Origin of the sequence: Bradyrhizobium sp. CB1015, from assembly GCF_025200925.1 — a bacterium.
Lineage (GTDB): Bacteria > Pseudomonadota > Alphaproteobacteria > Rhizobiales > Xanthobacteraceae > Bradyrhizobium.
This window is the reverse complement of record NZ_CP104174.1, coordinates 5267279-5289293: the sequence shown is the minus strand read 5'-3', so window position 1 is coordinate 5289293 and position 22015 is coordinate 5267279. Positions and strand designations below refer to the sequence as shown.

Below are 22015 nucleotides of genomic sequence, written 5' to 3'. Positions count from 1 at the left end.
CTTCTCCGTCACGCTGCTTCCAGCAGGCGGTCCTTGCTGACCGGCTCGTTCGAAAATTCCCGCACCAACGCGCCGCGCTTGAGCACCAGGATGCGGTCGGCCAGCGATAGCACCGTTTCCGGCTCGGTCGACAGCACGATGATCGCGAGCCCCTTTGTTCTGAGGTCGCGGACGATGTTGATGACGTCGTTCTTGGCGCCGACATCCATGCCGCGGGTCGGCTCGCACAGTACCAGCAGCTTGGGCGGATAGGTCAGCCATTTCGCCAGCGCGACCTTCTGCTGGTTGCCGCCCGAGAGCATGCCGAGATCGAGGCCGACCACGGGCGGCCGGATCTGCAGCTGCTCGACCTGCCGTTTGGCGATGTCGCGCTCCTGCGCCGGCTTGAGCAGCAGCGAGGAGATGCGGTCGAGGATGCTGATCGAGATGTTCTTGTACACCGGCTCCTGGTGAAACAGCATGTCGCGCCGGCTCTCCGGCACCAGCGCCACGCCGGCGCGCCGCGCCGCAGCCGTGCTGGCGAAACTTTTCGGCACGCCTTCGACGGCAAGCGTTCCGCTGTCCGGCTTCAGCTTGCCGAACAGGATGCGCGACAGCTCCTGCTGGCCGCAACCCATGAAGCCGTAGATGCCGAGCACCTCGCCGGCGCGGGCCTCGAACGAGACGTCCTGAAGGCTGCGGGACAGCGACAGCTGGTCGACCCTGAGAATGACGTTGCTACCGCTCGGCTGCGGCAGCATCAGGTCGTCGGTATAGCTATGCTCGAGCGCCTCGCCGCCGCGGCCGATCATGGCCTCGATCAGCGCGCCCTTGCTGGTCGCGGCGCTCGCCGTCTCCGCGACCTTCCGGCCATTGCGGAACACGGTCACCGTGTCGGACACCAGCAGGATGTCCTCGATGAAATGCGAGATGAAGACGATGGCAGTGCCTTCCTCGCGCAGCCGCCTGAGCGTTGTGAACAGCCGCTCGACCTCGGGCGGGGAGAGGGCGGAGGTCGGCTCGTCCAGGATGACGATGCGCGCGCCGGAGAACAGCACGCGCGCGATCTCGATCAGCTGCTGCAGCCCGATCGGAAGATCGCCGAGCCGCGCCATCGGGTCGACGTCGATGCCGAAGCGGGCGAGCTGCTCGCCCGCCTCGCGCGCCATCCGCCGCCATTGCACGAGACCAAGGGCGTTGGTCGGCTGATTGCCGAGGAAGACGTTCTCCGCGACGGTCAGGTCGGGCGCGACGCTGAGCTCCTGGTGCACCATGGCGATACCGGCGGCATGCGCATCGCGCGCCGAGCGAAAATGCATCTCCCGGCCGTCGACCAGGAAGCGGCCGGAGAACTCGGTGTGCACGCCGGCGATGATCTTCATCAGCGTGCTTTTGCCGGCGCCGTTCTCGCCGACGAGGCCGTGGATCTCGCCGGGATAAAGCGCGAAGTCGACACCACGAAGCGCTTCGACGCCGCCGAAGCTCTTCGTGATGCCCTGGAGTTCCAGGATGGGCTGTTGTCCCACGCTCATGAAAGTTCAGATCTGGAGGCTCAGATCAGGAAGTGATCCTGCATCCACTGCATCCCGGCCGCATTGGCCTTGGTCACGACCGGGCCGTCGGTAACGACGTTCTTCGGAATGCCCTGTCCGCTCTTCTCGCCGCCGACCACGGCCGCAACGCCCGCGACGATGGCGCCGCCATGGATGCGGCAGGAGGGATTGCGGACGGTCGCGAACATGCGGCCTTCGCTCACCGCCTGGATTGCCGGCGGCATGGCGTCGACCCCGCCGATCAGGATGTTGGTGCGATTGCGCGCCTTCATGATGTTGGCGGCGGCCAGCGCCATGTCGTCATTGTGGAAGAAGGCCGCGTCGATCTGCGGGTACTTCGTGAGGTAGGTTTCCCAGAGGCGGGCGGTCTTCGATACGTCCCAATCGGCCGGCTGAGTGTCGAGCACCTCGATGCCGGGGAATTGCTTGACGACCGAATTGAAGCCCTTGGCTCGTCCTTGCGCACCTGTATGTCCGAGCGCGCCCTGCGTCATGATGATCTTGCCCTTGCCGCCCATGGCGTTGCACAGCGCCTGCGTCACCGAAGCGCCCATGAACTCGTTGTCGGGGGCGAGGAAGGAGTGGACGTTGATCTGATCCAGCGGCGCGATCAGCGTGTCCATGTCGATCACGGGCGTGCCGGCATCGATCATCTTCTGCACCGGCTGGGTGAGGGTGCCGATGCCGAAGGCCTGGATTGCGACGAAGTCCCATTTCTGCGAGGCCATGTTGTCGATCGCCGCGCGCTGCTTCACTGCATCGAGCTGGCCGTCGAACCAGGTGACTTCGACATTGAACAGCTTGCCCCAGAATTCCGCGGCCTGCTTGCCTTGCGCGCACCAGGTCGCCTGAAGGCCCGCATTGGAGAAGGCCGCCTTCAGCGGCTTTTCGCTGCGTCCGACTTCGGCTGCCAGTGCGGGGTTTATGCCCATGCTGCCGAGGATGGCAGTTGCGGCGCCGGCGGTCGCTGCCGCCTGAAGAAGATCGCGCCTCGTCGTCGAGAAATCTTTCGTCCCGGACATCGCTCGCTCCCATATATTTGTCGTCGGCGCGTCATTGCTTGCGCGACCGATGTCCGAAAGTCTCTCACAAGAGTTGTTCCCACTCAATCTGCAATCAGGTGCGGGACAGGCGTCGCTTCAGCCGGGAGCGTCCGCTGAGCGTCACGCGAGGTCGAGCATCGCCTGTCAGCGCGGGGCATCGACCCTTGCGCGAGTGCGATGCGTCGTGCGCGCAATGCTTGGCTAAAATGACTACTCGATGTGGCCGGAAGAAGCGTTCATCGGCGGCATCGGCCACGCACGCAAAAAAAGAGCGGGGCCCTGGCCCCGCTCAAAAATTGTGTCGACCCTATTATCCCCGATCTTAAGATTTGATCTTGATTGACGGGGCGACGCTGCGTTTTGCGCGCCAGGGGCTCCTCCCGAGACTTGGACCACCAGGCCTCGACCTCGCGGTCAGCGCCTGAGCAAGAGGGATGCTAGATCAACTTTTCTCACTTGTCATCATTTTCAGCAACGAATGTTCAAAATAACAGCAGCTGACGAAATGATCGGGCTTTTAGCCATCTAAATATATGACAAACATAAGAAATTTGTGGATGGCCGGGGCGGGCTTCCTTGCCTTAGATGCCGCCTGCCGCGGGGTGGGGCGGTCCGGCCACAGCTGTCGCGCAATTTGCGCTGGACCAAGCGGGCGGCGGAACTGACCTCGACTCGGGTGCCGGGGCGGTGTTTAGTTAGCGCACGAACGAATGGTCCGGCGGATGCGCGCACGCCTGCAAAAATTTCTGCCTCTGGTCCTGCTCGCCCTGGTGATGCAGGTGCTGGCGCCGATTGCCGCCTGTCTCGCGGCGGGCCAGGCCGTTGCCGATCCGCTCTCTGCCGCCATCATCTGCCATAGTGCGAGCGACCAGGATGGCGGCCTGAACGATCGGACCGGCTCGCCGACGGCGCATGCCGGTGCCTGTGCACTCTGCTGTCTGGCGCAGGCCAGCGCATCGCTCGATTCGCCGCCGCAGTCGGCCTTGGCCATTCCCGTCCGCCATGCTGGACGCGTGGTGTGGCGCGCGGCGGACGTATCGACCATTTCCACCCGCAAGGGCTCTAGCGCCCAGGCGCGTGCACCTCCGCAACTTTCCTGACGACCCTCGCTGTCGCCGCGGCTCGTCCGCTGGCGATTGATGCTGTCGAACAGCCGGGAAGAAGGCCGGCGTCAGGAATGCCCTAATGTTACATTGTCATGCCCGCTGCGGCGTGAGCATCGTTGCCGTTCAGGCGGCGCTGCTTGCTTCGTCGAGCGGTGTGTTTGCCCAGAGCAGCGCAGTGCTGCCACCTGTCACCGTCGATGCGCCCGCGGCAGTGAAGCCCAAGCCGCGCAATCTGACGATGCGCCCGGTCGCGGCCACGACTCAAGCGGCAAGGCTTGCCAGCGTGCGGACCGCTCCTGCCGCGGCGGCCGAGCAGGGGGCGGGCAGCGCCCGGCCGTCACTGGAGCCGCCGGCTGCTGTGGCGCGCTATCAGTTGCCACAGCGCGCCTTCAGCATCACGGCGAAGGAGGTCGATGAGGCGATCAACCTCAAGGACCCCGAGGACGCCGTCAAATACATGCCGAGCCTGTTCGTGCGCAAGCGCAACGATGGCGACAACAATGCCGTGCTCGCGACGCGCAGCTGGGGCCTCAATTCGAGCTCGCGGACGCTGATCTATTACGACGATCTCCTGATCTCGGCGCTGATCGGCAACAACAACACCAATGCCTCGCCGAAGTGGAACCTGATCTCTCCGGAAGCGATCGGACGGGTCGACTATCTCAACGGTCCGTTCGCGGCCGCCTATCCCGGCAATTCGATCGGCGGCGTGCTGCTGATCTCGTCAAAGATGCCGGACAAGCCGTTTGCTATTGCCAAGGAAACGGTCTCGGTGATGCCGTGGAGCCAGTACGGCACGAGGGATACGTATGTGACGAGCCAGACCAGCGCCGCCGCAGGCAATCGCGATGGCAAGCTGTCATGGCTCGTCAGCGCCAACTATCTCGACAGCTATCAGCAGCCGCTCACCTACACGACGAGCGCAACAATCCCGGCCGGTACGACCGGTGCGTTTCCCGCACTGAACAAGCAGGGCGTTGCGGCCAATGTGGTCGGGGCGGGCATCCTCGCGCATTCGCAGCAGACCTCCGGGAACATCCGCCTGGCCTATGACGTCACGGCACAGGTGCACGCGACCTATTCGTTCGGAGTCTGGAATAATCATCAGGTCTCCGATCCGCAGAGCTATTTGAAGTCGGCCGCGAGCGGTGCGCCCACATTCGCAGGCCTGTCCGGATTTGCCACCGGCAAATATGTCTGGGACCAGACCCATGTCAGCAACGCCATCGCGCTCAAGAGCGACACCAAGGGCACCTACGATTTCGACCTGTCGGCTTCGAGCTACAACTATCTCCAGGACATCCAGCTCAATCCGTTTACGGTTACGCCCACAGGCGTCGGCTATTCCCAGAACGGGAAGATCACAAGGATGGACGGCACCAACTGGCAGAATGCCGATGCCAAGGGCATCTGGCGGCCGCTCGGTTACGATGGACCGCACGAGGTCAGCTTCGGCCTGCATGGTGATCGCTACCGCCTGGAAACCCCCATCTACGCGTCAGCGGTGTGGAACGCGACGGGCGACACCGGCACCGGCACGCTCTACTCGCAGAGCGAGGGGGAGACCCGGACCGGCGCGATCTGGATTCAGGATGCCTGGAAGATCATTCACAATCTGAAGCTCACGCTCGGCGGGCGGCTCGAAACCTGGCGTGCCCAGGATGGCTTCAATGTCAGTACGGCCACCACCGCCGCCGGCGCGATCACATCGATCGCTGCGGTTCAACAACCGCAGCTCTCCTCGACGAATTTCTCACCGAAAGCGTCGCTCTCATTCGATCCGACCGAGGACTGGAACATCACGGCAAACGTCGGGCAGGCCTATCGGTATCCGACCGTGATGGAGCTCTATCAGAACCTGACGGTCGGCGGCGTGGCGACGGTCGCCAATCCCAACCTGTTACCTGAGCAGGATCTGATCGGTGAGCTGAACATCGAGCGCAGATGGAGCGACGGCCGCGTCCGGCTGACGCTGTTCCGGGAGCACACCGATCATGCGATCATCTCCCAGACCAACCACGTCACCAATCCGGTGACGAAGGTGCAGACGCCGACGACGGTGATCAGCAATGTCGATGCGATCAGACTGCAGGGTATCGAGCTGTCGGCCGACAAGGACAACGTCCTCATTGGCGGTCTGCAGGTGTTCGGCAGCGTGACTTATGTCGATTCCCGTATCCTGGCCGATGCGAGCTGGGCCGGCATTGATCCCTTGACGAACCTGCCGACGACCGTCGTCGGCAAACGTGTGCCATATGTCCCGGACTGGCGCGCAAAATTCGGCGTGACCTACCGGCCGAACGATAGTTGGGCTTACACCATTGCCGCCCGCTACAGTGGCAAGCAGTACTCGACGCTGGACAACACGGATCGTGTTGCCCACGTCTATGGCGCGTTCGACAACTTCCTCGTTGTCGACGTGAAGATGGACTATAACGCGACGAAGAATTTCGCGTTCGACTTCGGCATCGATAATCTCTTCAACGCGCAGTATTTCCTGTTCCATCCGTTTCCGGGGCGAACCTTCGTTCTCGCCGGCAAGTACACGTTCTGATGGCGACGTCTACGACAAGAAAGGTAAAATGACATGACCAAGCTCTCACGAATCCTCGCGCTCGCAGCGCTCTCCGCCGCAATGTTCGCCGCCCCCGTGCGCGCCGAGGATGTCAAGGCCGGCGATCTCGTCATCTCGCAGGCCTGGAGCCGGGCGACGCCGGGCGGCGCCAAGGTCGCCGGCGGCTACCTGACGATCGAAAACAAGGGCAACGCGGCCGACAGGCTGGTCAGCGTGTCCGCCGATATCGCAGGCAAGGCCGAGATTCACGAGATGGCGATGGACAACGGCGTGATGAAGATGCGCCCGCTCGACAAGGGACTGACGATCGATCCAGGCAAGAGTGTGAAGCTCGCGCCCGGCAGCAATCACTTGATGCTTCAGGAGCTGAAGGGACCCTTCAAGCAGGGCGACAAGGTGCCGGTGACGCTTCAGTTCGAGAAGGCCGGAAAGGTCGCTGTTGCCCTCGACGTCCAGGGCGTCGGCGCGCAGGCGCCGGGCGATGGCGGACACTCGGGTCATATGGACATGAAGAAAATGCCGGATCATTCGGGAATGAAGATGAAATGAGACTGTTCTGGACTCTCGGGAGACCGAATATGTCGAAACGATCCTGCCTGATCCTGATCGCCGCGCTCGCCGCATCACCAGCGGCCGCGCATGTCTCGCTCGAGACCAAGCAAGCCACAATCGGTGCGTCCTACAAGGCGGTCTTCACCGTGCCGCATGGCTGCGCGGGATCGCCGACGGTGAAGCTCCGCGTGCAGATTCCGGAAGGGGTGATCGCGGTGAAGCCGATGCCGAAGGCCGGCTGGAGCATCGATATCCTCGAGGGCAAATATGCCGGGGAATACGACTATCACGGCAACAAGCTATCGTCCGGCGTCAAGGAGGTGGCGTGGTCCGGCGGCAAGCTGCCGGACAAGAACTATGACGAGTTCATCATGCAGACGGTGCTGACCGACAAGCTTAAGCCGAACACGACCTTGTACTTCCCCGTGGTTCAGGAATGTGAGGCCGGCGTTAGCCGCTGGATCGAAATCCCAACCGAGGGGGCAGGGCATTCGCATGAGGGCAAGTCGCCGGCGCCTGGCGTGAAGCTCCTGCCGAAACCCTGATGCGCGTCCTCGCCGCGCTCGCGACGCTGCTCTTCGCTGCGGGCCTCGCGAGCGGTGCGCTCGCGCATGCGGCGCTGATCTCGGTCGAGCCGGCGAGCGGCAGCACGCTCGCGACCGCGCCCGAGGTGGTGGAGCTGCGGTTCAACGAGCCGGTGACGCCAGGCGCCATCCGGCTGATCGACGGGGCGGGCAGGGCGCGAGACGATCCGCGTGTCAGTGCGTCGGGCGAGACGATCTCGGTGGCGATGCCGGCGGATTTGCCTGAGGGGACCGCGGTCGTCAGTTATCGCGTGATCTCGCAGGATGGCCATCCGGTGGTGGGATCGGTGATGTTTTCGGTCGGCACGCCGTCGGAAACGAAGCCGCCCGCGAGCACTGGCAACTGGTTGGGCGTGCTGATCTGGCTGGCACGCGTTGGCCTCTACCTCGGGCTGTTCGTTGGCGTCGGCGGTGTGTTGTTCGCGCGCTGGATATCACGGTCGTTGACAGGCACGACCGTGCCGCGCGCGGCGCTCGTGGTCGGCCTTTCGAGCGCGGTGGTGTCCGTCGGTGCGCTCGGTCTCGATCTCCTCGGCCTGCCGCCCGCGGCGCTCGCGGCGGCCGCGCCTTGGAAGGTCGCGTTCACGACCAGTGCCGGCCGCGCGTTTCTTGTTGCCGCCGCGGCGATGCTGCTCGCTCTACTGGCGCTGCGCAGCGCGTGGTCTTCGCGCGCTCTTGCTTTGATTGCGGGGGTCGGTGTGGGCTTGTCGCTTGCCATGAGCGGGCACGCCGCAACAGCGCCGCCTCAGATGATGATGCGACCGGCGATGTTTCTTCACGGCCTGTGCGTTGCGCTGTGGATCGGCGCTCTTGCTCCGCTCGCGGCACTGCTCTCGAAGCCGACGCCAGCAACCCTTGTCGTCGTGAACCGCTTCTCGGGCATCGCCATGCCGGCCGTCGGCGTGCTGGCATTGACGGGTCTTGCCCTTGCAATTGTTCAGCTCGAAAAGGCTTCGGCGTTGGTCGAGACCCGCTATGGACTCATCCTCTCGATCAAGCTCGCGCTGGTTCTCATGCTGCTCGCACTTGCGGCGCTCAACCGCTTCCGCCTCGCTCCGGCGCTCGCACGTGATCGCGGATCCCAGGCTATGCTCAAGCGCTCGATCCTTCTCGAATGCGCTATCGCCCTCGCCATCTTCGCCGTCGTCGCTGGTTGGCGCTTCACGCCGCCGCCGCGAACGATTGTTCCGGAGACGGCTTTGGCAATCCACATCCACAGCGACAAGGCGATGTTCCAGGTGCTGGTGTCTCCTGGAAAGGTCGGCAAGGACGATTTCGTACTCCAGCTCATGACCGGCGAGGGGACGCCCCTGGGCGCCAAAGAGGTGACGTTGACGCTCAGCCTGCCCGAGCGCGGCATCGAGCCGATGGAACGGGGCGCCTCGCTCGGGCCGGATGGCTACTGGCACGTACGCAAGGTCGAGCTGCCCTTCGCCGGCCGCTGGCGTGTCCGGATCGAGGCGCTCGTGAGCGATTTCGAGAAGATCACCCTCGCGGATGAACTCGATGTGCCGCCGCCCTAGGCTCGCCGGCTTTGCATTCCACGCTGCTCCTCGAGTCAAACCTGAAGGCAACGGAAAAATGACAGGAATTTCGCCGCGTTAGCGGCTTTTCCTCATTCCCGGTCTTGTGTTTTCGCTCCCAATCCGGTTTCACTGCGGGCGATCACTGATTCCCAGAGTATTAGCATGCGGTTGTCGCGGTTCTTTCTGCCCATCCTGAAGGAAAATCCGAAAGAGGCGGAGATCGTCTCGCATCGGCTGATGCTGCGTGCCGGCATGATCCGGCAGGAGGCGGCCGGCATCTATGCCTGGCTGCCGCTCGGGTTTCGCGTGCTGAAGAAGATCGAGCAGATCGTGCGCGAGGAGCAGGACCGTTCGGGCGCGATCGAGGTGCTGATGCCGACGCTTCAGCTCGCCGATCTCTGGCGCGAGAGCGGCCGCTACGACGCCTATGGCCCGGAGATGCTGCGCATCGCCGACCGCCATAAGCGCGAGCTGCTGTACGGACCGACCAACGAGGAAATGATCACCGAGATCTTCCGCGCCTATGTGAAGTCCTACAAGAACCTGCCGCTGAATCTCTATCATATCCAATGGAAATTCCGCGACGAGCAGCGTCCGCGTTTCGGCGTGATGCGCGGCCGCGAGTTCCTGATGAAGGACGCCTATTCGTTCGACCTCAACGAGGCCGCGGCACGCGTCGCCTACAACAAGATGTTCGTCGCATACTTGCGCACCTTCGCACGGATGGGACTGAAGGCAATCCCGATGCGCGCCGAGACCGGCCCGATCGGCGGCGATCTCAGCCACGAGTTCATCGTGCTTGCCGAGACCGGCGAATCCGGCGTGTTCATCAATCGCGACGTGCTGGACCTGCCGGTACCCGGCGAGGACGTCGATTATGAGAGCGATCTGACGCCGATCATCAAGCAGTGGACCTCGCTCTATGCAGCGACCGAGGACGTCCACGACGCCGCGCGCTTCGAGCAGGAAGTGCCGGACGACAAGCGGGTGAACACCCGCGGCATCGAGGTCGGCCAGATCTTCTATTTCGGCACCAAATATTCCGAGCCGATGAAGGCGCTGGTGGCGGGGCCGGACGGCGTCGACGTGCCGATCCATGGCGGCTCGTACGGCGTCGGCGTCTCGCGCCTGCTTGGTGCCATCATCGAAGCCTGCCATGACGATGCCGGCATCAAATGGCCGGAGGCGGTGGCACCGTTCCGCGTCTCGATCCTCAACCTGAAGCAGGGTGATGCGGCCGTCGATGCGGCCTGCGAGAAGCTCTATGCCGAGCTCACCGCCAAGGGCGTCGACGTGCTCTACGACGACACCGACCAGCGTGCCGGCGCCAAATTCGCCGCTGCCGACCTGATCGGCATCCCCTGGCAGATCATGATCGGGCCGAAGGGGCTCGCCGACGGCAAGGTCGAGATCAAGCGGCGCAGCGACGGCGCGCGCGAGACCATGTCGCCTGCCGACGCGGTCGCAAGACTTGCGGGCTGATAAGGCTGATCGGCTGAATATTGTTCATCGCGCGATATCGCGGCCGCCAATCCGGCCACAATTGACCCCGAATCATGGGATTATCGAGCGATGGATGAGACCATGACCGAAACCGTGCAAACCGCGCCTTTCGCGCCATTCGAGTGGATGCTGTCGGCGCGCTATTTGCGGGCGCGCCGCAAGGAGGGATTCATCTCGGTCATCGCCGGGTTCTCCTTTCTCGGCATCATGCTCGGCGTCGCGACGCTGATCATCGTCATGGCCGTGATGAACGGCTTCCGCAAGGAGCTGCTCGACAAGATCCTGGGCCTCAACGGCCACATCCTGGTCCAGCCCCTGGAATCGCCGCTGACCGACTGGAAGGACGTTGCCGACCGCCTCAGCCAGGTCGAGGGCATCCGGCTCGCGGCGCCGGTGGTTGACGGTCAGGCGCTGGCGTCATCGCCATGGAACGCCTCGGGCGTCCTCGTGCGTGGCATCCGCTCCGACGATCTCAACAATCTCACCTCGATCGCCAAGAACATCAAGCAGGGCTCGCTCGAAGGCTTTGACGACGGGCAGGGCGTCGCGATCGGCCGCCGCCTCGCCGACCAGCTTTCGCTGCATGCCGGTGACAGCATCACGCTGGTGGCGCCGAAGGGCGCGGTCACGCCGATGGGCACGACGCCGCGGATCAAGCCGTACAAGATCGTCGCGGTGTTCGAGATCGGCATGTCCGAATACGATCTCGGCTTCGTGTTCATGCCGCTCGCCGAAGCGCAGGCCTATTTCAACCGCAGCAACGACGTCACCTCGATCGAGGTGTTCACGACCAACCCCGACAGGATCGACGCCTTCCGCAAGGCGGTGACGGAGGCGGCGGGCCGGCCGATATTCCTGGTGGATTGGCGGCAGCGCAACTCGACCTTCTTCAACGCGCTCCAGGTCGAGCGCAACGTGATGTTCCTGATCCTGACCATGATCGTGCTGGTCGCCGCGCTCAACATCGTCTCCGGCCTGATCATGCTGGTGAAGGACAAGGGCAGCGACATCGCGATCCTGCGCACCATGGGCGCCTCGCAGGGATCGATCATGCGGATCTTCCTGATCACGGGCGCTTCGATCGGGGTGGTCGGCACGCTGGTCGGCTTCTGCGTCGGCCTCGTGATCTGTCTCAACATCGAATCGATCCGGCAATTCCTGTCATGGCTGACCTCGACCGAGCTGTTCTCGCCGGAGCTCTACTTCCTGTCAAAACTGCCCGCCGAGATCGACGTCGGCGAGACCACGGCCGTCGTCATCATGGCGCTGACGCTGTCGTTCCTGGCGACGCTCTATCCGTCGTGGCGCGCCGCGCGCCTCGATCCCGTCGAAGCGCTCCGGTACGAGTGAGGGGCTGATGGAGCAGCAGCAGGGGGCGGAAGATGTACCGGTCATTTATCTCCACGAGATAAAGCGGCAGTACTTGCAGGGCGAGGTGCCGCTGACGATCCTCGACGGCGCCAAGCTGGCGCTGTGGGCCGGCCAGTCCGTCGCTCTGGTGGCGCCGTCGGGCTCGGGCAAGTCGACGCTGCTGCACATCGCGGGGCTGCTGGAAGCCCCCGATTCCGGCGAGGTCTATGTCTCGGGCGCGCCGACCTCGCAGCTGCCCGACATCGAGCGCACGCAGCTGCGCCGCACCGATATCGGCTTCGTCTATCAGTCGCATCGGCTGCTGCCGGAGTTCTCGGCCCTCGAGAACGTCATGCTGCCGCAGATGATCCGCGGCCTGAAGAAGTCCGAGAGCGTCAAGCGCGCCAAGGAGATCCTGGGTTATCTCGGCCTCGGCGACCGCATCACCCACCGCCCCGCGGAGCTGTCCGGCGGCGAGCAGCAGCGTGTCGCCATCGCCCGTGCAGTGGCCAATGCGCCGCGTGTGTTGTTTGCGGACGAGCCGACAGGCAATCTCGACCCTGGTACCGCCGAGCACGTGTTCCAGGCCCTGATGCAGCTGGTCAAGGCGACGCACGTGTCGATGCTGATCGCGACCCACAACATGGAGCTCGCCGGGCGCATGGACCGGCGGGTCTCGCTGTCGCACGGCCAGGTGGTCGAGCTCGATTAAAAGCCCTCGAAAACAACCCCATGCACAGTAGCCAAGTGCTTGGTGGGACTTCCGAAAAAAATCGGCGACGGCGCTCCGCCGCCGGCTCAGGGCTCAGGGCCTGATCACCGTCAATTTGAACGGTCCGCCATTGGCGGCGGCATGCGCCACGGCTTCGTTGGCGTGGTCGAGGTCGAAGGCCGTGGTCTCGTATGCGTCGAGCCGCAGCAATCCGGCGCGGACCAGCGCGATCAGGCGGCTCGCCGCATCCGGCGGATACATCCAGACGCCGTGGATGCTGATGCAGTTGCGCATGATCCAGGGGTAGGGCAGCTCGAGGCCTGCGCCGCCCGCCATGCCGACGCCGCCCATCAGCACGACGCGGCCGTAAGCGCGCACCGTCATGATGGCGGCCCGCACCACAATCGGGCTCACCGAGGGCGGCATGATGTCGAACACGCAGTCGATCGGCCCCGGCGCGGCGCGCTTCATCGCTTCGCGGTCGTCGTCCTCATGGCCGGTGAGCCTGACCGGCTTCACGCGGCCGCCGAAGCGGCGGACGAGGTCGGCGAGGATCTTCTCGTTGCGGCCCGGCGTGACCACGCAGGCTGCGCCCATCGCCAGCGCGACGGAGACGGCGGCGCTGCCGAAATTGCCGGTGGCGCCGCTCACCAGCACGGTCTCGCCCGGGCGAAGGTTTGCCGCGAGGAAGCCGCCATAGGGCACCAGCAGCGTGCCCAGCGCGCACCATTGCGTCGCCTGCTCGGATGTGATCGGGCCGAGGGGTTTGACGTTCTCGGTCGGCACGCGCATCTGCTCGGCGAAGGAGCCGTGGCGAAAGTGCCGTTGCAGGCGCATGCCGCCGGGACCGGCGGCGGTCAGGCCCTGCAGGGCGATATCGGGCGCTACGGCGTCATCGCGCGAGCGCACCGTCGGATCACAGAACACCCAATCGCCGACGGCGAGCTTGGTCGCGTCCGGGCCGATCGCGCGCACCCGGCCGATGCCGCCGGGGCCCGGGATGATCGGCAGGTCGAGCGCATAATTGCGCGTCCCGTCGAAGACCTCGTTCATGTAGGACAGCACGCGCGTGGCGACGACGTCGACGATGATTTCGCCGGTGCCGAGCACCGGTTCGGGGACATTCTCGATCGCCAGCGGCGAGCCGAAGGACTTGAGCACTGCAGCTTTCATGATGTTCACCTCGAGGTCGAGTGAAGTCCGTATGCGCCGCCTTGGCGGGGACAAGAAGGCCTGGTATTATCCTAGTATCCTATCGGCCCTCCATCGCAGGGACACTCGTCATGGCCGATCTCCGCCGCGTCGAATTCGGCGACTTTCTGAGGTCCCGCCGCGAAAAACTGTCGCCGAAGGCCGTTGGGCTGCCGATGGGCAGGCGCCGACGCACCGCGGGGCTGCGCCGCGAGGAGGTCGCACAGCTCGCCGGCATCGGCGTCGACTGGTACATCCGCCTCGAACAGGGCCGCACAGTCAGCCCGTCCGTCACCACGGTGGATGCGCTGGCCCTGGCCCTCCGTCTCAGCAAGGCCGAGCACGCGCACCTCATGGCGCTGGCGCGCGAGCGCGCAAGAAGCGCGTTCACGCGCGAGATCGTCCCTCCGCCCATTCGTCGGATGATCGAGAGCCTGCAGCAGCCGGCCTATGTCACGGGCCGGCGCTGGGACGTGCTGGCCTGGAACGATGCGGCCGAGGAGGTCTTCGGCTTCGGGCGATCGCCGGAGCAGGACCGCAACACGTTGCTTCTCATGATGACCAACAAGCAGACGCGAAAATCCTACGGCGCCGGCTGGACCGGCGTTGCCAAGGCCATGGTGGCGATGTTTCGCGCCAATCACGACGTCTGGGCCGGCGATCCCGCCTTCACGGAGTTGCTGACGCGACTGCGCGAGGGCAGTCCGGAATTCGTCGAATGGTGGGATGCACATGACGTCCGCAGCACCATCTCGGGCCGCAAGACCATGAACCATCCGACCAAGGGCGTGCTGCACTTCGAGCACACCAGCTTCCAGGCCAACGACGATCCCGCGCTGAAGCTCGTGATCTATACGCCGGTTGAGGGTGGAGACTGATGGACGCTGGCTTCAGCTTCTGAAGAGCGACGGGCAAGCCTCGTCGCTCGTCGCGCGCTCACGGCGCGGCTGTGGCAGAAGGTGCTGCGCCGGCGTTCGGGAGGGGACCTGCTGTCCAGGGCGTCGGCTGCAGAGGATTCGCTGGCCAGGCTTTTGCCGGGGCTGTCGTCGCCGATGTGCACGACGTCCCGAGCTGCGTCCACACCGAATGCAAACCGGTCAAGTCGAGGTTGAAGCGCGTGACGTCCGCCTTTCCCTCTGGTTCCGGAGTGGTTTCCCGGACCTGCAGGGAGTGCGAGGCCAGCACTGCGTTGATCATGTCGGGATCGACGGCGCCGTTCCAGACCTCGTACTTTCCGAACCGGACCGGAGGCCCTCCCGCTTGCTTGCTCAGGTCGGCACTGGCTGCCATCATGATCGTTCTCTGGCCGGTGGCGGCTGCGTCGATCTCGCCCGCGAACAGCAGCGGCACGCACTTCTTGTTTTCGCAATAGAGGCGCCATTCCATGGTCCGGAACGACGCGTCGCTTTCCTTCTTCACCGCGGCCATCTTGCTGATGAAGGGCCGTGCTCCTTTCTCCAGCCGCCACATCGTTTCGGCCAGGGGCCGCGTGTCGATACCGAAACCGTAGAGCTCGGATCGCGTCAGCACGTGCAGGCTTTCGAACTTGACCGTCCGGATGAGGGAATCGAGCTCGCGGCTAATTCCCATCGCCGCGATGAAAGCGGCGCGATCGCGATCGGCCGCCAAGAGCCGGCGGCGCCTGTATTCCGCGACGGCCGCCGGATCGGGCCGTCCGTCAAAGGCGAGCACCAGCCTGGAATTATGGACCGCCATTGCGGCGTCGGGGGCGACCTCGCGCGATGTCGCCCCGAGAAACAGGTATCCGCAGGCGGAGTTGCACATGGCACGGTAAGTGGTGAGCTCGGCCTCGACCTCGCCGCTCGCGTTCTTGAGCTTCAGGCACGCGGCGTCTACCTGCGTGCCCGCGGCGCAGGCGGTCGCGATCGTCCGGCCGACCCTGGCAATCGCCTTGCGGCTGCGCAGCAACCGCCCGATCGCATAGGACTGCTCGACGTTGCCGCCGGGCGAATGCAGGTAGATCGGACGCTGCAGGTCCTTGACGGCGGCGAGGAAGCGGCGAATGCGCAGCGCAGCCTCCCGATCGATCTCGCCCTCGATGGCAATCCAGCGATCGCAGCCCGGGCCGCATGCGTCGGGTGGCCCCTTGGCGAGATAAATCGTCAGCCTGGAGGCAAATCCGGCTTTCTCGGCCGGCGCTGCTTCGGCACGCAAAGTGGCCGGAAGCAAGAGCGAGGCCAGGAGCAGGATACGGGTGAGCATGGAAGGATCGACTGCGCGAAGGACGGCTTGGACGGACGCTATACGATGACCAGCTCGGTCACAACTTGCGGTCGCGTGCACCATGCGTATTTGTTTCGGACAGACGTCCGGTCCGCCAATGCCGTGTTGGAGAACGTGCCGGCGCCTCGCGGTTCGCACGTCGCTGCAGCGAACTCGATCACCCGCCGCTAGCCGCAGCGCGGCCCAGGCGGCGACGCGCGTGCAGATCGGATAGCGCGGATTAAAAGTTTGCGCGTGCGCAGCTCCGCTTGCCGGGAGCATGCCGGCGAGGGCGAGCATGAGTGCGGCGCGGCGATCTCAGCGCGCAGGTGTCGAACCTGCAATTGCTCAGTCTCGGCCATTCATCGCCCGTGAGGCGGAAGGGATGATCCTTGCCGAATGTGCGCGAGCGAGCTTGCGAGTGATGCGAGCACGAATGTGATGAATGCGAGCGAAAATATGGCGACAATGGGATGAGCAGCTCGACCGCGCTTTTCGACTCTCCTATCACGCGAATGTGCGCGCGACGACGTTACGCGCGCATGCAATTTATCTCCTCGCGCCGACGCTGGAACTGCTGAAAACCCCTTGTTCCAAAGGGTTCCCGCGCACGTGCGATTCATATTCGTTAATGAGTAAGGTCCTTTCAATCGCACTGTGGCGTTGCGGTTACAGCAATTCCGTCGATCGCTGTTATGACCACGCCACGGCCCGGGGGCCTCTGAAGAAACTGGAACGGGAATCAAATGAAGAAGAAGTTGTTGCTCGCCGCTGTCAGCCTTGTCGCGCTCAGCGCGGCTGCGCCGGCGCTGGCTGCCGATCTCGCGGCGAGGCCGTACACCAAGGCTCCGCCGGCGGCGATCGCCGCCGTTTACGACTGGAGCGGCTTCTACATCGGTCTCAACGGCGGCGGCGGTTCCTCGCACGCGACCTGGGACTTCGTTGGTCTCGGTCGTGAAGGTTCGCACGACGCGACCGGCGGCACGGTCGGCGGCCAGATCGGCTATCGCTGGCAGTCCGGGCAGTTCGTGTTCGGCGTGGAAGGTCAGGGCAACTGGGCTGACTTCTCGGGCGACAACACCAGCGCGCTGTTTGCCACGCGCAACCGCACCAAGATCGACGCGTTCGGCCTGATCACCGGCCAGGTCGGCTATGCCTGGAACAACGTGCTGCTCTACGTGAAGGGTGGTGCGGCTGTGGTCAGCGACAAGTACGAGATCTACGACCTCGGTGGTCCGCTGCTGGCGTCGACCAGCGACACCCGTTGGGGCGGAACTGTCGGTGCCGGCCTCGAGTACGGCTTCGCGCCGAACTGGTCGGTTGGCGTCGAGTACAACCACATCTTCCTGGCCGACAAGGACGTCACCTTCGCCGGCTTTGCCGGTACGGAGCGCATCCGTCAGGACGTCGACATGGGCCTCGTCCGCCTGAACTACAAGTTCGGCGGCCCGCTCCTCGGCCGTTACTGATACCGATCGCTCTCTGCGAGCGGTCATCGAAAGCCCCGGCGGTCGGCCGGGGCTTTTTTATTGTGTGCATTCAGCAAGTTAACCATTGCGCTGCGAGATCTCTGGTCAGGCTTGACTCTTGAGAACAAAATGAGAACAATGTTCTTCATACGTTCTAGCGAGGGAGCGAGACCATGTTCAGGATTTTCGTGGAAGAGGCGGCTGCACTGGCGTCCATCACGCTGTTCGTCGGGATGATCGCGATCTGGGCCCAGGTTATCCCGCAGCTTTGATCCTGCGGTTCCGGGGCTGGCCCGGTTGGGGAAAAGCGGGACGACGCGACGAAGCGGCCGCTCCGTCGTGGACTCTGAAGCTGTGAGACCCCACCATTGCAAGGCGAGTCGGCCGCGCGAGTGCATGATGCCTTGAGGAGCCGGCGACCGCTCCATCTCATCTGCAAGAGGCCGTCACGCGACCATGCCGAGCGCCGGATTTGTCCACCTTCACGTTCACTCGGCCTATTCGCTGCTCAAGGGCTCGATCAAGATCGCCAAGCTCGCCGAGCTTGCCAAGAAAGACCACCAGCCCGCGCTGGCGCTGACCGACACCGACAATCTGTTCGGCGCGCTGGAGTTCTCCGACAAGATGGCGGGCTCCGGGATCCAGCCGATCGTCGGCTGCGAGCTCGCCATCGATTTCGGCGATCAGGATCCCAACGCGCGCAACGCGATGGGGCCGTCGCGCGTGGTGCTGCTCGCCGCGCAGGAGCGCGGCTATCGCAGCCTGATGCGGCTGAACTCGCGCGCGTTCCTGGAATCGCCGGACAGCCATGCTCCGTTCATCAAGCTCGACTGGCTCGAGGGCGAGACCGAGGGCCTGATCGCGCTGACGGGCGGGCCGGACGGGCCGATCTCGCTGGCGCTCGCCGGTGGCATGGCCGAGCTCGCCGGGGCGCGATGCGAGCGTCTCGCTGCTCTGTTCGGCGACCGTCTCTACATCGAATTGCAGCGCCACAACGCGGAGAAGGAGCGGCGCGTCGAAGGTGGCTTGATCGACATCGCTTACGCCAAGGGGCTGCCGCTGGTTGCGACCAACGAGCCGTATTTCGCGGCCACCGACGATTACGAGGCGCATGATGCGCTGCTCTGCATCGCCGGCGGCCGGCTGATCGCCGAGACCGACCGCGTGCAGCTGACGCCGGATCATCGCTTCAAGACGCGTGCCGAGATGGCTGTGCTGTTCGCCGACATTCCGGAGGCGCTGGCCTCGACGGTGGAGATCGCCGAGCGCTGCTCGTTCCGGCCGATGACGCGCAAGCCCATCCTGCCGTTCTTCACCGTGGGCGCTGCGCAGAGCTCGGACGCCGCCGCGGTCGAGGCCGCCGAATTGAAGCGGCAGGCGGAGGAGGGGCTGGCCAAGCGCCTCAGCGTCCACGGCCTGTCGCAGGGCACGACGGAAGAGACCTACGCCAAGCGTCTCGCCTTCGAGCTCGACGTCATCACCCGCATGAAATACGCGGGCTACTTCCTGATCGTGTCCGACTTCATCAAATGGGCGAAGAGCCAGGGCATTCCCGTCGGACCGGGCCGCGGCTCCGGCGCGGGCTCGCTGGTGGCTTGGGCGCTGACCATCACCGACCTCGATCCGATCAAGTTCGGCCTGCTGTTCGAGCGCTTCCTCAATCCGGAACGCGTCTCGATGCCGGACTTCGACATCGACTTCTGCCAGGACCGCCGTGGCGAGGTGATCAGTTACGTCCAGCAGCGCTACGGCCGCGATCAGGTCGCGCAGATCATCACCTTCGGTACGCTGCAGGCGCGCGGCGTGCTGCGCGACGTCGGCCGCGTGCTGCAGATGCCCTATGGCCAGGTCGACAAGCTGACCAAGCTGGTGCCGCAGAATCCAGCGGCGCCGGTGACGCTGGCCGCCGCGATCGAGAGCGAGCCGAAGCTGCAGGCGTTCCGCGATGAAGATCCCGTGGTGGCGCGCGCCTTCGACATCGCCCAGCGTCTCGAAGGCCTGACCCGCCACGCCTCGACCCACGCAGCCGGCATCGTGATCGGCGATCGTCCGTTGAGCGAGCTCGTGCCGCTCTACCGCGATCCCAAATCCGACATGCCGGTGACCCAGTTCAATATGAAATGGGTCGAGCCTGCGGGGCTCGTGAAGTTCGACTTCCTCGGCCTGAAGACGCTCACCGTGCTCGACGTCGCCTGCAAGCTGCTGAAGCCGCGCGGCATCCATGTCGATCTCGCCACGCTGCCGATCGACGATGCCGAGAGCTACCAGATGCTGGCGCGCGGCGACGTGGTCGGCGTGTTCCAGGTTGAAAGCCAGGGCATGCGGCGGGCGCTGATCGACATGCGCCCTGACCGTTTCGAGGACATCATCGCGCTGGTCGCGCTCTATCGGCCGGGCCCGATGGCGAACATCCCGACCTATTGCGCCCGCAAGCACGGCGACGAGGAGCCGGAATATCTGCATCCCGTGCTGGAGCCGATCCTGAAGGAGACCTTCGGCGTCATCATCTACCAGGAACAGGTGATGCAGATCGCGCAGGTGATGTCGGGCTATTCGCTCGGCGACGCCGACCTGCTGCGCCGCGCCATGGGCAAGAAGATCCGCGCCGAGATGGACAAGCAGCGCGACATCTTCGTCGCCGGCGCGGTGAAGAACGGTGTGCCGAAGGGGCAGGCCGAGACGATCTTCGAGCTGCTCGCGAAATTCGCCGACTACGGCTTCAACAAGAGCCACGCGGCGGCCTACGCGCTGGTGTCCTACCACACCGCCTACATGAAGGCGCATTATCCGGTGGAGTTCATCGCCGCGTCCATGACGCTCGATCTGAACAACACCGACAAGCTCTCCGAATTCCGTTCCGAGGCGCAGCGCCTCGGCATCAAGGTCGAGCCGCCGAACATCAACCGGTCGGGCGCGACCTTCGACGTTGGCGAGAACACGATCTACTACGCGCTCGCCGCGCTCAAGGGCGTCGGTATCCAGGCGATCGAGCAGATCATCGCGGAGCGCACCCGAGGCGGCCTGTTCACCTCGCTCGCCGATTTCGCCGCGCGCGTCTCGCCGCGCGCGATCAACAAGCGCATCATCGAAAGTCTCGCCGCTGCCGGCGCCTTCGACACGCTGGAGCCGAACCGGGCGCGCGTCTTTGCCGGTGCGGACGCGATCCTCGCCGCCTGCCAGCGGGCGCATGAAGCTGCGACCATCGGCCAGAACGACATGTTCGGCATGTCGGCGGATGCGCCGACCATCATGCTGCCGCAGGTCGAGCCGTGGCTGCCGGCCGAGCGGCTGCGGCGCGAATACGACGCGATCGGCTTCTTCCTGTCGGGACATCCGCTCGACGATTACGCCACCGTCTTGAAGCGGCTGCGGGTGCAGAGCTGGGCCGAGTTCTCGCGCGCGGTGAAGACCGGCGCCACCGCCGGCAAGGTCGCCGCGACCGTGGTCTCGCGCATGGAGCGGCGCACCAAGACCGGCAACAAGATGGGCATCATGGGACTGTCCGATCCTACCGGCCATTTCGAGGCGGTGCTGTTCTCGGAAGGCCTTGCGCAATACCGTGACGTGCTGGAGCCGGGTGCGGCCGTGCTGCTTCAGCTAGGGGCCGAGCTCCAGGGCGAGGACGTCCGCGCCCGCGTGCTGCATGCCGAGCCGCTCGACGATGCCGCGGCGAAGACGCAGAAGGGCCTGCGCATCTTCCTGCGCGACACCAAGCCGCTGGACTCGATCGCCAAGCGTCTCGCCGGGCCCGACATGGCGGCTTCCAACGGCGGTGCGCCGAAGGTCGGCAGTCCCGGCATCGCACCGCGCTCCAACGGCGACGGCGAGGTCTCGCTGGTGATGATGCTCGACCTCGAGACCGAGGTGGAGATGAAGCTGCCCGGCCGCTTCAAGGTCTCGCCGCAGATCGCCGGCGCGATCAAGGCGGTCGCGGGCGTTGTGGACGTGCAGCAGCTTTAGTCTGGCTCGGTGGTCGTGGTCGTGCTGTTGCAACCAGGCGGTGTTTCCCATTAGGATGCTTCCCGGGAAGCTCTGGGGGCGTGATGATATTGCGTGGGCTGGTACTATTCGTGGCCGCCGTGTTGCTGTGCGGCTGTGAAACCGCTAGGAGCGGGCTCGACTATTCGGCAACGGAGCGAAAGATCGGTCCACCGAAAGCAGGGCATGCACGTGTGGTCGTCCTTCGCGAAAAGGGCTTCGGCGGGCTTGGCGATCCCGACTGGGCATTCAGTATCGATGGAACACCGATCAAGGGTCTGAAGACCGGGACATACGTCTATGTCGACCGGCCGGCGGGCCAACATCAATTCGTGGCGGAAGAGGCCGCGCTCGGTGTCACGCGTGTGGACTTCAACGCTCGATCGGGCCAGACCTTGTTCTTCGTGGCGCGCTTCAGCGAGCGAAAAAACGCGATCATCGCAAATTCGAGTACGGGATTGCTCGGCTGGGGCCTCACGCTCGCGATTACCTCTGGTTACAAGAATCAGGGGCCCCTGGATTTCCTGCCGCTGGAGGAACAGGCTGCGCGGACGACGGTTGCAGAGCTTCGACTCGCCGAATAGGCGCGCGTGAGGCGTTCATTGGCTTCGGCCTCGCAGCATGGCGTGAACTGAGGGCCGAGGCGGGAAGACCGCCTCGTCGTGCATCTT

16 protein-coding genes are annotated in these 22015 nt (G+C 64.6%); 12 read left to right on the top strand and 4 right to left on the bottom strand.

The annotated features are described in order from the left end of the window. Nucleotides 1–8 precede the first annotated feature (8 nt). Together N2604_RS24595 and N2604_RS24590 are read right to left on the bottom strand one after the other, a co-directional pair. The gene (locus N2604_RS24595; protein WP_260370757.1) at nt 9–1511 is read right to left on the bottom strand and encodes a sugar ABC transporter ATP-binding protein; all 1503 of its coding nucleotides are present in this window, start codon (nt 1509–1511) and stop codon (nt 9–11) included. A 20-nt stretch (nt 1512–1531) separates the two neighbouring features. Continuing rightward, nucleotides 1532–2554, bottom strand: a complete 1023-nt coding sequence (locus N2604_RS24590) for a sugar ABC transporter substrate-binding protein (protein WP_260370756.1) — start codon at nt 2552–2554, stop codon at nt 1532–1534. Between the two features lie 743 nt (nt 2555–3297). Here N2604_RS24590 and N2604_RS24585 point away from each other — a divergent pair. From N2604_RS24585 to N2604_RS24550, 8 genes are all read left to right on the top strand, one after another. Further along, nucleotides 3298–3675 (top strand): DUF2946 domain-containing protein, encoded by a 378-nt coding sequence (locus N2604_RS24585; protein ID WP_260370755.1) that lies wholly within the window; start codon nt 3298–3300, stop codon nt 3673–3675. A gap of 112 nt (nt 3676–3787) precedes the next feature. Beyond that, nucleotides 3788–6235 carry a TonB-dependent receptor gene (locus N2604_RS24580; RefSeq protein WP_260370754.1) on the top strand — a complete coding sequence of 816 codons (2448 nt, stop codon included), beginning with the start codon at nt 3788–3790 and terminating at the stop codon, nt 6233–6235. A gap of 33 nt (nt 6236–6268) precedes the next feature. Beyond that, nucleotides 6269–6805 (top strand): copper chaperone PCu(A)C, encoded by a 537-nt coding sequence (locus N2604_RS24575; protein WP_260370753.1) that lies wholly within the window; start codon nt 6269–6271, stop codon nt 6803–6805. A gap of 29 nt (nt 6806–6834) precedes the next feature. Then, entirely contained in the window at nt 6835–7353 is a 519-nt protein-coding gene (locus tag N2604_RS24570; RefSeq protein ID WP_260370752.1) for a YcnI family protein, read from the top strand. Then, entirely contained in the window at nt 7353–8915 is a 1563-nt protein-coding gene (locus N2604_RS24565; RefSeq protein ID WP_260370751.1) for a copper resistance CopC/CopD family protein, read from the top strand. The genes N2604_RS24570 and N2604_RS24565 overlap by 1 nt, the downstream gene beginning before the upstream one ends. Nucleotides 8916–9080: 165 nt before the next feature. Next, complete coding sequence (gene proS / locus N2604_RS24560; RefSeq protein ID WP_260370750.1) at nt 9081–10400, top strand: proline--tRNA ligase; 1320 nt, start codon at nt 9081–9083, stop codon at nt 10398–10400. A gap of 90 nt (nt 10401–10490) precedes the next feature. Continuing rightward, nucleotides 10491–11771, top strand: a complete 1281-nt coding sequence (locus N2604_RS24555) for a lipoprotein-releasing ABC transporter permease subunit (protein ID WP_260370749.1) — start codon at nt 10491–10493, stop codon at nt 11769–11771. A 7-nt stretch (nt 11772–11778) separates the two neighbouring features. After that, complete coding sequence (locus N2604_RS24550; protein WP_212257241.1) at nt 11779–12483, top strand: ABC transporter ATP-binding protein; 705 nt, start codon at nt 11779–11781, stop codon at nt 12481–12483. Nucleotides 12484–12576: 93 nt separating this feature from the next. On the opposite strand, the gene N2604_RS24545 is transcribed toward N2604_RS24550, so the two are convergent. After that, complete coding sequence (locus tag N2604_RS24545) at nt 12577–13656, bottom strand: zinc-binding alcohol dehydrogenase family protein (RefSeq protein ID WP_260370748.1); 1080 nt, start codon at nt 13654–13656, stop codon at nt 12577–12579. 110 nt (nt 13657–13766) lie between these two features. Here N2604_RS24545 and N2604_RS24540 point away from each other — a divergent pair, with 110 nt between their 5' ends. After that, a complete protein-coding gene (locus N2604_RS24540) occupies nt 13767–14552 on the top strand; it encodes a helix-turn-helix transcriptional regulator (RefSeq protein WP_260370747.1) in 786 nt (261 codons plus the stop codon). A 58-nt stretch (nt 14553–14610) separates the two neighbouring features. Here N2604_RS24540 and N2604_RS24535 read toward each other — a convergent pair whose 3' ends face one another. After that, nucleotides 14611–15897 carry a hypothetical protein gene (locus N2604_RS24535; RefSeq protein ID WP_260370746.1) on the bottom strand — a complete coding sequence of 429 codons (1287 nt, stop codon included), beginning with the start codon at nt 15895–15897 and terminating at the stop codon, nt 14611–14613. A 746-nt stretch (nt 15898–16643) separates the two neighbouring features. Between N2604_RS24535 and N2604_RS24530 the strand changes: the two genes are divergently transcribed. The 3 genes from N2604_RS24530 (at nt 16644) to N2604_RS24520 (ending at nt 21928) form a co-directional block, all read left to right on the top strand. Then, nucleotides 16644–17366 carry an outer membrane protein gene (locus N2604_RS24530; protein ID WP_260370745.1) on the top strand — a complete coding sequence of 241 codons (723 nt, stop codon included), beginning with the start codon at nt 16644–16646 and terminating at the stop codon, nt 17364–17366. 456 nt (nt 17367–17822) lie between these two features. Beyond that, nucleotides 17823–21326, top strand: a complete 3504-nt coding sequence (gene dnaE, locus N2604_RS24525) for a DNA polymerase III subunit alpha (protein WP_260370744.1) — start codon at nt 17823–17825, stop codon at nt 21324–21326. Between the two features lie 110 nt (nt 21327–21436). Then, entirely contained in the window at nt 21437–21928 is a 492-nt protein-coding gene (locus N2604_RS24520; protein ID WP_260370743.1) for a DUF2846 domain-containing protein, read from the top strand. Nucleotides 21929–22015 lie beyond the last annotated feature (87 nt).